At 68.5% G+C, this 12,445-nt stretch carries 12 protein-coding genes; 10 read left to right on the top strand and 2 right to left on the bottom strand.

Annotated elements, in window-relative coordinates; genetic code table 11:
- The first annotated feature begins 3 nt into the window (after window positions 1-3).
- The gene (pgeF, locus tag EZ242_RS05460) at window positions 4-777 is read left to right on the top strand and encodes a peptidoglycan editing factor PgeF (RefSeq protein WP_135284130.1); all 774 of its coding nucleotides are present in this window, start codon (window positions 4-6) and stop codon (window positions 775-777) included.
- Here the strand turns inward: pgeF and EZ242_RS05455 are convergent.
- Window positions 709-1,014, bottom strand: coding sequence for a hypothetical protein (locus EZ242_RS05455; protein WP_135284129.1), 306 nt, complete (start codon window positions 1,012-1,014; stop codon window positions 709-711). The genes pgeF and EZ242_RS05455 overlap by 69 nt on opposite strands.
- Window positions 1,015-1,107: 93 nt before the next feature.
- On the opposite strand from EZ242_RS05455, the gene phaC reads away from it, so the two are divergent.
- The 3 genes from phaC (at window position 1,108) to phbB (ending at window position 4,851) form a co-directional block, all read left to right on the top strand.
- Window positions 1,108-2,805, top strand: a complete 1,698-nt coding sequence (gene phaC, locus EZ242_RS05450; RefSeq protein WP_135284128.1) for a class I poly(R)-hydroxyalkanoic acid synthase — start codon at window positions 1,108-1,110, stop codon at window positions 2,803-2,805.
- 44 nt (window positions 2,806-2,849) lie between these two features.
- Window positions 2,850-4,031: an acetyl-CoA C-acetyltransferase gene (locus EZ242_RS05445; protein ID WP_135284127.1), complete on the top strand. Its 1,182-nt coding sequence runs from the start codon at window positions 2,850-2,852 to the stop codon at window positions 4,029-4,031.
- Window positions 4,032-4,113: 82 nt separating this feature from the next.
- A complete protein-coding gene (gene phbB, locus EZ242_RS05440; protein ID WP_135284126.1) occupies window positions 4,114-4,851 on the top strand; it encodes an acetoacetyl-CoA reductase in 738 nt (245 codons plus the stop codon).
- 25 nt (window positions 4,852-4,876) lie between these two features.
- Here the strand turns inward: phbB and EZ242_RS05435 are convergent, their stop codons facing one another.
- Window positions 4,877-5,281, bottom strand: a complete 405-nt coding sequence (locus EZ242_RS05435; protein ID WP_135284125.1) for a hypothetical protein — start codon at window positions 5,279-5,281, stop codon at window positions 4,877-4,879.
- Between the two features lie 189 nt (window positions 5,282-5,470).
- On the opposite strand from EZ242_RS05435, the gene EZ242_RS22345 reads away from it, so the two are divergent.
- From EZ242_RS22345 to EZ242_RS05405, 6 genes are all read left to right on the top strand, one after another.
- Window positions 5,471-6,553 (top strand): nucleotidyltransferase family protein, encoded by a 1,083-nt coding sequence (locus EZ242_RS22345; protein ID WP_240786999.1) that lies wholly within the window; start codon window positions 5,471-5,473, stop codon window positions 6,551-6,553.
- 13 nt (window positions 6,554-6,566) lie between these two features.
- On the top strand, window positions 6,567-7,565 hold the full coding sequence (gene dusA / locus EZ242_RS05425; protein WP_135284124.1) for a tRNA dihydrouridine(20/20a) synthase DusA: 999 nt from the start codon (window positions 6,567-6,569) through the stop codon (window positions 7,563-7,565).
- A gap of 98 nt (window positions 7,566-7,663) precedes the next feature.
- Complete coding sequence (locus EZ242_RS05420) at window positions 7,664-10,000, top strand: bifunctional salicylyl-CoA 5-hydroxylase/oxidoreductase (RefSeq protein ID WP_135284123.1); 2,337 nt, start codon at window positions 7,664-7,666, stop codon at window positions 9,998-10,000.
- 19 nt (window positions 10,001-10,019) lie between these two features.
- Window positions 10,020-10,871, top strand: a complete 852-nt coding sequence (locus tag EZ242_RS05415) for an enoyl-CoA hydratase family protein (protein WP_135284122.1) — start codon at window positions 10,020-10,022, stop codon at window positions 10,869-10,871.
- Window positions 10,872-10,873: 2 nt separating this feature from the next.
- Window positions 10,874-12,019, top strand: a complete 1,146-nt coding sequence (locus EZ242_RS05410; protein ID WP_135284306.1) for an acyl-CoA dehydrogenase family protein — start codon at window positions 10,874-10,876, stop codon at window positions 12,017-12,019.
- Window positions 12,016-12,441: a RidA family protein gene (locus tag EZ242_RS05405; RefSeq protein ID WP_135284121.1), complete on the top strand. Its 426-nt coding sequence runs from the start codon at window positions 12,016-12,018 to the stop codon at window positions 12,439-12,441. The genes EZ242_RS05410 and EZ242_RS05405 overlap by 4 nt, the downstream gene beginning before the upstream one ends.
- Window positions 12,442-12,445: the final 4 nt, after the last annotated feature.

Genomic DNA, 12,445 nt, shown 5'->3' with positions numbered 1-12,445 from the left:
GCCATGGACCTGCTGCGACCCGACTGGCCGGCCCCCGCGAGCGTCCGGGCCGCCTGCAGCACGCGCAAGGGTGGCGTGTCCGCGCCGCCCTATGACAGCCTGAACCTGGGCGACCACGTGGGGGACGATCCGTCCGCCGTGGCGGCGAACCGTGCGCGCTATGCCGCCGCGCTGGGGGCCAGGCCCGTGTTCCTGCGGCAGGTGCATGGCAGCACCGCCTTGCGGCTGGACGCGGGCACGCCCGATGGTGTCGAGGCCGATGCCTGCGTGAGCACCACGCGCGGCCTGGCCTGCACCATCATGGTCGCGGACTGCCTGCCGGTGCTGCTGTGTGACGACGAGGGCAGGGCGGTGGCGGCGGCCCACGCGGGGTGGCGCGGGCTCCTGGGAGCGCAGGGGCGCGGCGTGCTGGAGGCGGCCGTGGGTGCGCTGGCCCGGGAACTGGGCCAGCCGCTCGAACGCGCGGCCCCGGGGCTGCATGCCTGGCTCGGGCCCTGCATCGGCCCGCAGGCCTTCGAAGTGGGACCCGAGGTGCGTGAAGCCTTCGTCGCGGGCGATGCCGGTGCCGATGCCTGCTTCACGCCGCGGCCGGCAGGCAAGTGGCTGGCGGACCTGCCCGGGCTGGCCCGCCGCCGCCTGCGGGCCTGCGGCATCGAATCCCTCCACGGCAACGACGGCAGCCCCGGCTGGTGCACCGTCACGCAAGCCTCACGGTTCTTTTCGCACCGGCGAGACCGGGTCAGCGGCCGCTTCGCGGCCAGTGTCTGGCTCGCCTGAGCGGGCGGTTGCGTTCTCACGCGCACGCTGCGCTTCGGCGGCCTCGGCCGCCTCGCGGGCCTTGATGGCGCGGCGCCGGCCCGGCGTTCCCAGGATGTAGGCGAGCAGGCCCGCGGGCAGGAGTCCGTACAGCACGAAGGTCACCACGGCACCCAGGACGCTCCCGGTGGTGTTGGTGGCTTCGGCGACGGACATCATCAGGACGACATACAGCCAGCCGATGATCACGAGGTACATGGGACGATTTTTTCTACGGATGAGCTTTGGCGTCGGGCCGAGTTGGGGTGATACTCAAAACGAAGCGACAAGCGTGGTGAACGAGGAGACGCAATGAATTCTCAGGCAGACTGGGCCGAGGCCGCGAGCCAGATCCAGCAGCAACTGGGGCAGGGCTGGACCCAGGCCTTCGAATCGTTCCAGCGCATGGCAGGCGCAGCGGGCACTCCGTCTGCCTCACCCGCCGCGCCGATCGGGTTCGACGCGAACAAGCTCCAGGAGTTGCACAAGGCCTATGTCGCCGAAGCCGCCGAACTCTGGAACAAGGGCCTGCAGGACGGCAAGGCCGCTGACCGGCGCTTCGCGGCCGAGGCCTGGTCCAGCAATCCGGTCAGCAGCTTCTCCGCCGCCATCTACCTGCTGAACGCGCGCACCCTGCTGGGAATGTGCGAGGCGGCCGAGACCGACGAGAAGACCAAGGGCCGCCTGCGTTTTGCCGTGGAGCAATGGCTGGCCGCCTCGGCCCCCAGCAACTTCCTGGCGCTCAATGCCGAGGCGCAAAGGCGCGCCGTCGAAACCCGCGGAGAGAGCATCGCGCGTGGCGTGCAGAACCTCTGGAAGGACCTGCAGCAGGGCTATGTGTCCATGACCGACGAGAGCGTCTTCGAGGTCGGGCGCAACGTCGCCACCACCGAAGGCGCCGTCGTGTTCGAGAACGAGCTGTTCCAGCTCATCGAATACAAGCCGCTCACGTCCAAGGTCCACGAGCGGCCCTTCCTCGTGGTGCCGCCCTGCATCAACAAGTTCTACATCCTCGACCTGCAGCCCGAGAACTCGCTGGTGCGCCACCTGGTGGAGCAAGGCCACCGCACTTTCGTCATGAGCTGGCGCAATGCCGACGAGTCCCTGCAGGACAAGACCTGGGACGACTACGTGGGCGATGGGGCGCTGCGGGCCATCGAGACCGTGCGCGAGATCGGCAATTCGAAACAGATCAATGCGCTGGGCTTCTGCGTGGGCGGCACCATCCTGGGCACCGCGCTGGCCGTGGCGCGCGCGCGCGGCGAGGACCCGGTCGCCTCGGTCACGCTGCTCACCACCTTCCTGGACTTCAGCGACACCGGCGTGCTGGACCTCTTCATCGACGAGAACTTCGTCAAGTACCGGGAGATGCACCTGGGCCGCCGCGGCCTGCTCAAGGGACAGGAGCTGGCCTCCACCTTCAGCTTCCTGCGCCCGAACGACCTGGTCTGGAACTACGTGGTGGGCAACTACCTCAAGGGCGAAACGCCGCCGCCCTTCGACCTGCTGTACTGGAACAGCGACTCCACCAACCTGCCGGGGCCCATGTACGCCTGGTACCTGCGCAACACCTACTTCGAGAACAACCTGGCCAAGCCGGGCAAGGTGAAGGTCTGCGGGCAGAAGGTGGACCTGGCGCGCATCGACATGCCCGCCTACATCTACGGCTCGCGCGAGGACCACATCGTTCCCATCGGCGGGGCCTATGCCTCGGTCAACCACCTGGGCGGCAAGAAGCGCTTCGTGATGGGTGCCTCCGGCCACATCGCGGGCGTCATCAATCCGCCGGTGAAGAAAAAGCGCAGCTACTGGACCAACGACGCGCTGCCGCGCAGCTTCGACGAGTGGCTGGCCGGCGCCACCGAGCACCCGGGCAGCTGGTGGACCGACTGGATCACCTGGCTCAAGCCGCACGCCGGCAAGCAGGTCGCCGCGCCCAAGAGCTACGGGCGCGGCAAGTACAAGCCCATCGAGCCCGCCCCGGGCCGCTACGTCCAGGCCAAGGCCTAGCAGGCGGGCGCGAACACCCGAACCTCATTCAGAAGGAGCAGTCCATGGAAGACATCGTCATCGTTTCGGCCGTCCGCACCGCCGTCGGCAAGTTCGGCGGCTCGCTGGCCAAGATCCCCGCCACCGAGCTGGGCGCCATCGCCATCAAGGAGGCCCTGGCGCGTGCCAAGGTCGATCCCGCGCAGGTGGGCGAGGTCATCATGGGCCAGGTGCTGGCCGCCGGCGCGGGCCAGAACCCGGCGCGGCAGGCACTGATGAAGGCCGGCGTGCCCAAGGAAGTGCCGGGCCTGACCATCAATGCCGTGTGCGGCTCGGGCCTGAAGGCCGTGATGCTGGCCGCGCAGGCGGTGGCCTGGGGCGACTCCGAGATCGTGGTCGCCGGCGGCCAGGAGAACATGAGCGCCGCCCCGCACGTGCTGCTGGGCTCGCGCGACGGCCAGCGCATGGGCGACTGGAAGATGCAGGACACCATGATCCTGGACGGCCTGTGGGACGTCTACAACCAGTACCACATGGGCATCACCGCCGAGAACGTGGCGCGCGAGAACGGCATCGACCGCGCTGCCCAGGACGCGCTGGCGCTGGCCAGCCAGCAGAAGGCCGCGGCCGCGCAGGAAGCCGGCAAGTTCAAGGACGAGATCGTTCCGGTCAGCATTCCGCAGCGCAAGGGCGACCCGGTGGTCTTCGACACCGACGAGTTCATCAACAAGAAAACCAGCGCGGAAGCGCTGTCGGGCCTGCGCCCGGCCTTCGACAAGGCCGGCTCGGTCACGGCCGGCAATGCCTCCGGTATCAACGATGGCGCCGCGGCCGTGGTGGTCATGAGCGCGAAGAAGGCGGCCTCGCTCGGCCTCAAGCCGCTCGCGCGCATCGCCTCCTTCGCCACCGCCGGTCTGGACCCGGCCACCATGGGCATGGGGCCCGTGCCGGCTTCGCGCAAGGCGCTGGAGCGCGCAGGCTGGAACGCCCAGGACGTGCAGCTCTTCGAGCTCAACGAGGCCTTCGCCGCCCAGGCCTGCGCGGTCAACAAGGCCTTGGGGCTGGACCCGTCCAAGGTCAACGTGAACGGCGGTGCCATCGCCATCGGCCACCCCATCGGCGCCTCGGGCTGCCGCATCCTGGTCACGCTGCTGCACGAGATGCAGCGGCGCGAAGCGCGCAAGGGCCTGGCGGCCCTGTGCATCGGCGGCGGCATGGGGGTTTCCCTCGCGGTCGAACGCGGTTGAACGGTTAGAAGCTTTGAACGGGCGGGCGCGCCCGGAAGTTCGGCCCCACAGGCCCAGACAAACCTGAAGCAAGGAGATCGAGATGAGTCAAAAAGTCGCCTACGTGACCGGTGGCATGGGTGGCATCGGCACGGCCATCTGCCAGCGCCTGCACAAGGAAGGGTTCAAGGTCATCGCGGGCTGCGGGCCCACCCGCGACTTCAGCAAGTGGCTGGGCGAGCAGAAGGACAAGGGCTATACCTTCTACGCCTCGGTCGGCAACGTCGGTGACTGGGACTCCACGGTGGAGGCCTTCGGCAAGGCCAAGGCCGAGCACGGCCCCATCGACGTGCTGGTCAACAACGCCGGCATCACGCGCGACCGCATGTTCGTCAAGATGAGCCGCGAGGACTGGGACGCAGTGATCGAGACCAACCTCAACTCCATGTTCAACGTCACCAAGCAGGTGGTGGGCGACATGGTCGAGCGCGGCTGGGGCCGTATCGTCAACATCAGCTCGGTCAACGGCGAAAAGGGCCAGGCCGGCCAGACCAACTACTCGGCCGCCAAGGCCGGCATGCACGGCTTCACCATGGCCCTGGCACAGGAGCTGGCCAACAAGGGCGTGACCGTCAACACCGTGAGCCCCGGCTACATCGGCACCGAGATGGTCAAGGCCATCCGCCAGGACGTGCTGGACAAGATCGTCGCCACCATCCCCGTCAAGCGCCTGGGCACGCCCGAAGAGATCGCGTCCATCATCGCGTGGCTGGCCTCGGAGGAGGGTGGCTATTCGACCGGGGCGGACTTCTCCGTCAACGGCGGCCTGCACATGGGTTGATGAGAAAGGGGCCGAGGCCCCTTTCTCATCCCATGTCCTCGATCACCAGCTGCCGGTACTTCTGCGCGAAGCTGGGCGCATGGCCCTTGAGGGCGTTCATCACGAGGTCGCCGTCCTTCTGGTGCGGTGCGTGCACCAGCAGGCCCCAGTGGCCCTGCGCGGCCAGGTGGGTCATCTGGCGGACCGTGTCGGCCTCGGTGCCCACGGAGGGCATCGGGATGTCCGCGCTGCCCACCGTGCGCGCCACGTCGCCCATGATGACTTCGGGCGCCATGACGGAGATGTCGTCCTCCGCCACGCCGGCTTCGATCAAGGCCTTGCCGGCGCGCTTGGTTTCGTCCTTGCCGGGAAACATGAGCACGGCGTGTCCGGTTGGGTAGAACACGCCGGCCATGGTCGTCATGCTCGAGTCCAGGATGAATGGCTTCATGAGTCGCTCGCCTCCTTCTGATTGGGCTTCGTGGGCCTGCGGCCGTTGAGTCATTAGGCGCAGGAACCGCGGGCTTGCCTGTCAGTACCCTCGCCAGGGGTTTGTAGGACACCGGCCGTGGGTGGCACAGCGCGGCCCCTTCCTCTTGCACGCGTCCGATCGAGAAACGCCAGGCAAACGAGAGAGTCGTTGTGTTTTTTTCAAGGTATTTCTAGGGCAAGCTACTTTTACCTTGAAGAACGCTTATCCTCGAAGGCCTTGTCCTCACCGCCCCGTCCCTTGACAACCACACCTCGCTTCCTCGATCTGAACGAAGCCCAGCGGCGTCAGCAGATTGACGCCGAGTCGCTGTTCGAGGCGTTGGAGGCCGCCGAGCAGGAGGCTTGGCGCCACCGTGGGTCCATGTTCTGGCGGGAGCAGGGCGGCCGGACCTACCTCATCAAGCTCAGCCCGGACTCCAGCCAGCGCTCCCTTGGCACGCAAAGCGAGCAAACCCAGGAGACCTACGAGCGCTTCATGAGCCGGAAAGTGGTTTCCGAAGCGCGCGTGAAAGATCTGCGCGAGCAGGTCGAGGTCATGAAGCGCATGAACCGGGCACTGCGAGTCGGGCGCGCCCCTGACCTGCTGATCGAGGTGCTGAACGCACTGGCCAAGGCCGGGGTTGCCGAGCACTTCCTGGTGGTGGGCACCAACGCCTTGTACGCCTACGAAGCCGCCGCCGGCGTGCGCTTCCCGGGCGAGGTGATGGAGACGCGGGATGCCGACCTGCTGTACGACACCAGCAAGCGCGTCGAATTTCTTCGGGTGATGCAGGGCCGCAAGCTCTCATTCATCGACCTGCTGCGCAAGGTGGACAAGACCTTCGAGCGCCATGGCACGGACAACTACACGGCAGTGAACAGCAAGGGCTATGAGGTGGATCTGCTGCGGCGCTTTCCACCGCCGGAGAAAGCGGTCGAGGAACATACGCTGCAGATCACGCCCAACGACGAGGATCTCTGGCCGGTGCGCGCGCCCACCGGCCAGCGCTTGCTTGCCGTGCCCCGCTTCAGCCAGGTGGTGGTGGGCACCAGCGGCAGAATGGCGCGGATGACCACGGTGCACCCGATGGCCTTCGCGCGCATCAAGCGCCAACTCGCGGTCGACCCTGCTCGCGACCCGCGCAAGGCCCCCAAGGACGCGGCGCAGGCTGAGCAGGTGGAGGAACTGGTGCTTCATTACCTGCCGAATCTCCTGGCGACGGGGGCCGACGAACCAACGACGCTCTCGTAGTGCACACAACAAGATGAATGTGTTCGAACAACAAGGCGTCGCGGCCTGGCGCCTGTCCGTCGCCCCCATGATGGACTGGACCGACCGCCACTGCCGCTACTTCCACCGTCTCCTCAGCCGCCGCGCGCTGCTCTACACGGAGATGGTCACCACCGGTGCGCTGCTGCACGGGGACGTGCCGCGCCACCTCGATTTCGACGAGACGGAGCACCCCGTGGCGCTCCAGCTCGGCGGCAGCGAGCCGGCCGATCTGGCGCAGGCGGCGCGGCTGGGGGAGCGTTGGGGCTACGACGAGATCAACCTCAACTGCGGCTGCCCGAGCGAGCGGGTGCAGCGCGGGGCCTTCGGCGCCTGCCTGATGGCCGAGCCGCGCCTCGTGGCCGATTGCGTGTCGGCCATGGTGGACGCGGTGTCGGTGCCGGTCACGGTCAAGCACCGCATCGGCATCGACAAGACCGAGGACTATGGTTTCGTGCGTGACTTCGTGGGCACGGTGGCCGAGGCGGGGTGCCGCGTGTTCATCGTGCACGCGCGCAATGCCTGGCTCAAGGGCCTTTCGCCCAAGGAGAACCGGGAGGTGCCGCCGCTGCGCTACGAGGTGGTGCTCCAGCTCAAGCGCGACTTCCCCCAGCTCGTGATCGCGGTGAACGGCGGCATCACGCAGGACGAGCAGGTCGCGCGCGAGCTGGAGCGGGTCGATGGCGTCATGGTCGGGCGCGAGGCCTATCACCACCCCTGGTGGCTCGCGTCCTGGGACGAAGCGTACTTCGGCGATGCGCCTTCCACCCGCACGCGGGAAGATGTGGAAGAGGCGCTGGTCGCCTACATGGAGCGCGAGGCGGCCGCGCGGGGCACGCCCTGGCATGCCGTGGCGCGCCACATGCTCGGGCTCTACAACGGGCTGCCCGGCGCGCGCCGCTGGCGCCAGGTGTGGAGCGACCACCGCCTCAAGGGCCTGCCGGCGCGCGAGGTGATGCACCGGGCGCGCAGCCGCGAACGCGTGGAAGCCTGAACAAAGCGCGCGGGCCGGAATTCCCGCGCGGCCCGCTCAGGCTCCCCGTGTCGCGGAAATTGCTTTAGACTTAAAACATCTAGGTTCGGAGCATTTCCATGAACATCGTCTGCATCGGTGGCGGTCCCGCGGGCCTGTACTTCGCGCTTCTCATGAAGAAGCAGAATCCCGCGCACGAGATCACGGTGGTCGAGCGCAACCGGCCGTACGACACCTTCGGCTGGGGCGTCGTCTTTTCCGACCAGACGCTGGGCAACCTGCAACTGGCCGACGCGCCCACGGCCAATGAGATCCTGGGGGCCTTCAACCACTGGGACGACATCGAGGTCAACATCCGCGGCCACCGCATCCGCTCGGGCGGGCACGGCTTCTGCGGCATCGGCCGCAAGCGCCTGCTGAACATCCTGCAGCGCCGCTGCGAGGACCTGGGCGTGAAGCTGCAGTTCGAGACCGACGTGCAGGACGACGCGCAGTACCCGGACGCCGACCTCATCATCGCGAGCGACGGCCTCAACAGCCGCATCCGCGCCAAATATGCGGACTCCTACCAGCCCGACGTCGACCTGCGCGACTGCCGCTTCGTCTGGCTGGGAACGCACAAGAAGTTCGAGGCCTTCACCTTCGCCTTCGAGGAGACCGAGCACGGCTGGTTCCAGGCCCACGCCTACCAGTTCGACGGCGACACCTCCACCTTCATCGTCGAGGCGCCGCAGGCCGTGTGGGAAGCCGCTGGCCTGGACAGGATGGAGAAGGAGGAGTCCATCGCCTTCTGCGAACGCCTGTTCGCGAAGTACCTCGATGGCAACCCGCTCATGTCCAATGCCTCGCACCTGCGCGGCTCGGCGCAGTGGATCCGCTTTCCGCGCGTGGTGTGCGGCACCTGGGTCCACCACAACGGCCGCCAGCCCGTGGTGCTCATGGGCGACGCCGCGCACACGGCGCACTTCTCCATCGGCTCGGGCACCAAGCTGGCGCTGGAAGACGCAATCGAGCTGGCGCGCTGCATCGGCAATGCCGGGGGCGACCTGAACCAGGCGCTGCGCGACTACGAGGCGGTGCGCAGCGTGGAGGTGCTCAAGATCCAGAACGCCGCGCGCAATTCGACCGAGTGGTTCGAGAACGTCGCGCGCTACGTCAACCTGCCGCCCGAGCAGTTCGCGTACTCCCTGCTCACGCGCAGCCAGCGCATCAGCCACGAGAACCTGCGCCTGCGGGACCGCGACTACGTGGAGGACTACGAGGACTGGATCGCCGAGCGTGCCGGCGTGCACCGCGCCGAAGGGCGCGAGCCGATTCCGCCCATGTTCACGCCCTTCACGCTGCGCGGCACCACGCTCAAGAACCGCGTGGTGGTCTCTCCCATGGCGCAGTACTCGTGCGAGAACGGCCTGCCCGGCGACTTCCACCTCGTGCACCTGGGCGCGCGGGCCCTGGGCGGCGCGGGCCTGGTCATGGCGGAGATGACCTGCACCTCGCCCGACGCGCGCATCACCCCGGGCTGCCCGGGCCTCTGGAACGGCGAGCAGGAAGCCGCCTGGAAGCGCATCGTCGATTTCGTGCATGCGAACAGCGAGGCCAAGATGGGCATGCAGCTGGGCCACGCGGGCCCCAAGGGCTCGACCCGCGTGCCCTGGGAGGGCGAGGACCAGCCGCTGGCCGAAGGCAACTGGCCGCTGATCGCCGCCTCGCCCGAGCAGTACCTGGACGGCGTGAGCGACTGGGCCCGGCCCATGACCCGCGAAGACATGGACCGCGTGAAGGCCGACTTCGTGCGCAGCACCGAAATGGCCGCGCGCGCCGGCTTCGACTGGCTGGAGCTGCACTGCGCCCACGGCTACCTGCTTTCCAGCTTCATCTCGCCGCTGACCAACCAGCGCACGGACGACTACGGCGGCTCGCTCGCCAACCGGCTGCGCTATCCGCTGGAGGTGTTCGCCGCCATGCGCGCGGCCTGGCCGGAGCACCTGCCGATGTCGGTGCGCATCTCCGCGCACGACTGGGTGGAAGGCGGCATCACGCCCGACGATGCGGTGGAGATCGCGCGGGCCTTCAAGGCGGCCGGCTGCGACCTGATCGACTGCTCCTCGGGCCAGGTGAGCAAGCGGCAGAAGCCGGTGTACGGCCGCATGTACCAGACGCCCTTTGCGGACCGCATCCGCAACGAGGCCGGCATCGCCACCATGGCGGTGGGCGCGATCTCGGAGGCCGACCACGTCAACAGCATCATCGCGGCCGGCCGCGCGGACCTGTGCGCCATCGCGCGGCCGCACCTGGCCAACCCGGCCTGGTCGCTGCTGGAAGCCGCCAAGATCGGCTACCACGACCTGCGCTGGCCGGTGCAGTACCGCTCGGGCAAGCAGCAACTGGAGCGCAACATCGAGCGCGAGAAGGCCATGGCGTCCGCGCCGGTCATCGTGCGCGCGGAAGAAGGCTGATCGACAAGAGAAGGACGACATGGAACAGAACCTCGACCCCGCCCTGGCCGCCGGCAACCGCCAGCAGCTCGCCGACTACCAGGCCCGCCATTTCAAGTGGCAGGCCGAAGCCGGCGTGGCCACCATCACCCTCAACCGGCCCGACCGCAAGAACCCGCTCACCTTCGACTCCTACGCCGAGCTGCGCGACCTGTTCCATCGCCTGAAGTGGGCCCCCGACGTGCATGCCGTGGTGCTGGCCGGCGAGGGCGGCAACTTCTGCTCCGGCGGCGACGTGCACGAGATCATCGGCCCGCTGGTGCGCCTGCCCGCCCCTGAGCTGCTGATGTTCACACGGATGACGGGCGATTTGGTCAAGGCCATGCGGGCCTGCCCGCAGCCCATCGTGGCCGCGGTGGACGGCGTGTGCGCCGGCGCGGGCGCCATCCTGGCCATGGCCTCGGACCTGCGACTGGGCACCGCGCGCAGCAAGACGGCCTTCCTCTTCAACCGCGTTGGACTGGCGGGCTGCGACATGGGCGCCTGCGCGATGCTGCCGCGCCTCATCGGCCAGGGGCGTGCCAGCGAGCTGCTCTACACCGGCCGCGCCCTGGGCGGCGAAGAGGGCGAGCGCTGGGGCTTCTTCAACCGGCTGTGCGCGCCGGAGGACCTGCACGCGCAGGCGCTGCAACTCGCCCGCGACATCGCCGCCGGCCCCACCTTCGCCAACGGCATCACCAAGACCATGCTGCACCAGGAATGGGCCATGACGGTGGACCAGGCCATCGAGGCCGAGGCGCAGGCCCAGGCCCTGTGCATGCTCACCGGTGACTTCAAGCGCGCCTACGAAGCCTTCGTGGACAAGCGCAAACCCGTCTTCGAGGGCAACTGATGATCGCCGACGCCCTGGACTGGCCCTTCTTCGAGGAGCGCCACCGCAGCCTGGCCCGCGAGCTCGACGCCTGGGCGGGGGACCATGTTTCGCCCGCGCATGGCCCGGACGTGGACGAGGCGTGCCGCCACCTCGTGCGCGCGCTGGGCGAGGGCGGGTGGCTGCGCCACGCCATCGCGCCCGAGGGCGCTGCCATCGACACCCGCGCCATCTGCCTGATCCGCGAAACGCTCGCGCGCCACAGCGGCCTGGCCGACTTCGCCTTCGCCATGCAGGGCCTGGGCTCGGGCGCCATCAGCCTGCAGGGCACGCCCGCGCAGCGCGCGCGCTACCTGGAGCGCGTGGCGCGCGGCGAGGCCATCGCGGCCTTTGCGCTGTCCGAGCCCGAGGCGGGCTCAGACGTAGCCGCCATGCAGTGCGCCGCGCGCATCGAGGGCGACCATGCCGTCATCGACGGCGAGAAGACCTGGATCTCCAACGGCGGCATCGCCGACTTCTACGTGGTGTTCTGCCGCACCGGCGAGGCGCCGGGCGCGCGCGGCATCTCGGCCTTCATCGTCGATGCGGACACGCCCGGCCTTCACATCGCCGAGCGCATCGAGGTCATCGCGCCGCACCCGCTCGCGCGGCTTCGCTTTGAGAACTGCCGGGTGCCGCTGACCCAGCGCATCGGCGAGGCGGGCGAGGGCTTCAAGGTGGCCATGCGCACGCTGGACGTGTTCCGCACCTCGGTGGCGGCTGCCGCCCTGGGTTTCGCGCGCCGCGCCCTGCAGGAGGCGCTGGGCCGGGCGACGGGCCGGCGCATGTTCGGCCAGGCACTGTCGGACTTCCAGCTCACGCAGGCCAAGCTCGCAGAGATGGCGACCACCGTCGATTCGAGCGCCCTCCTGGTGTACCGCGCCGCGTGGCAGCGGGACCAGGGCCGCACCGTCACGCGCGAGGCCGCCATGGCCAAGCTCGCGGCCACGGAAGGCGCGCAGCAGGTGATCGATGCGGCGGTGCAGATGTTCGGCGGGCGCGGCGTGATGCACGGGGAGATGGTCGAGAGCCTCTACCGCGAGATCCGCGCACTGCGCATCTACGAAGGGGCCAGCGAGGTCCAGCAATTGATCATCGCGCGCGAACTGCTCAAGGAGATGAAGGCATGAACGACAAGGACAACAACACCAAGCGCGCGGTCCTGCCCGAGGGCTGGCCGCGGCCCAAGGGCTACGCCAACGGCGTGCTCGCCAGCGGCCGGCAGCTCCACGTGGCCGGCATGATCGGCTGGGACGCGCAGGGCGTCTTCCACACCGATGACTTCGCCGGTCAGGTGCGGCAGGCGCTCACGAATGTCGCCGAGGTGCTGCGCGCGGCCGGCGCCAGCCCCCACAATATCGTCCGCATGACCTGGTACGTCACCGACAAGCGCGAGTACCTGGCCGCGGGCCGCGACATCGGCCGGGCCTTCCGCGACATCATCGGGGACTACGACATCGCCATGACGGCGGTGGAAGTGCGCGCCCTCATCGAGGACCGCGCCAAGGTCGAGATCGAAGTCACGGCCGTGGTGCCGCAATCTCAGGAGTAATGAA

This window comes from Ramlibacter rhizophilus (genome assembly GCF_004681965.1).
In the GTDB taxonomy this organism is placed as follows: Bacteria; Pseudomonadota; Gammaproteobacteria; order Burkholderiales; family Burkholderiaceae_C; genus Ramlibacter; species Ramlibacter rhizophilus.
Note: the sequence above shows the minus strand (reverse complement) of the source record. Positions and strands in the feature narration are given on the sequence as shown.

Coding starts and splice junctions, on each gene's coding strand:
- pgeF (WP_135284130.1), top strand. CDS start 4: ATGGACCTGCTGCGACCCGACTGGCCGGCCCCCGCGAGCGTCCGGGCC.
- EZ242_RS05455 (WP_135284129.1), bottom strand. CDS start 1,014: ATGTACCTCGTGATCATCGGCTGGCTGTATGTCGTCCTGATGATGTCC.
- phaC (WP_135284128.1), top strand. CDS start 1,108: ATGAATTCTCAGGCAGACTGGGCCGAGGCCGCGAGCCAGATCCAGCAG.
- EZ242_RS05445 (WP_135284127.1), top strand. CDS start 2,850: ATGGAAGACATCGTCATCGTTTCGGCCGTCCGCACCGCCGTCGGCAAG.
- phbB (WP_135284126.1), top strand. CDS start 4,114: ATGAGTCAAAAAGTCGCCTACGTGACCGGTGGCATGGGTGGCATCGGC.
- EZ242_RS05435 (WP_135284125.1), bottom strand. CDS start 5,281: ATGAAGCCATTCATCCTGGACTCGAGCATGACGACCATGGCCGGCGTG.
- dusA (WP_135284124.1), top strand. CDS start 6,567: ATGAATGTGTTCGAACAACAAGGCGTCGCGGCCTGGCGCCTGTCCGTC.
- EZ242_RS05420 (WP_135284123.1), top strand. CDS start 7,664: ATGAACATCGTCTGCATCGGTGGCGGTCCCGCGGGCCTGTACTTCGCG.
- EZ242_RS05415 (WP_135284122.1), top strand. CDS start 10,020: ATGGAACAGAACCTCGACCCCGCCCTGGCCGCCGGCAACCGCCAGCAG.
- EZ242_RS05405 (WP_135284121.1), top strand. CDS start 12,016: ATGAACGACAAGGACAACAACACCAAGCGCGCGGTCCTGCCCGAGGGC.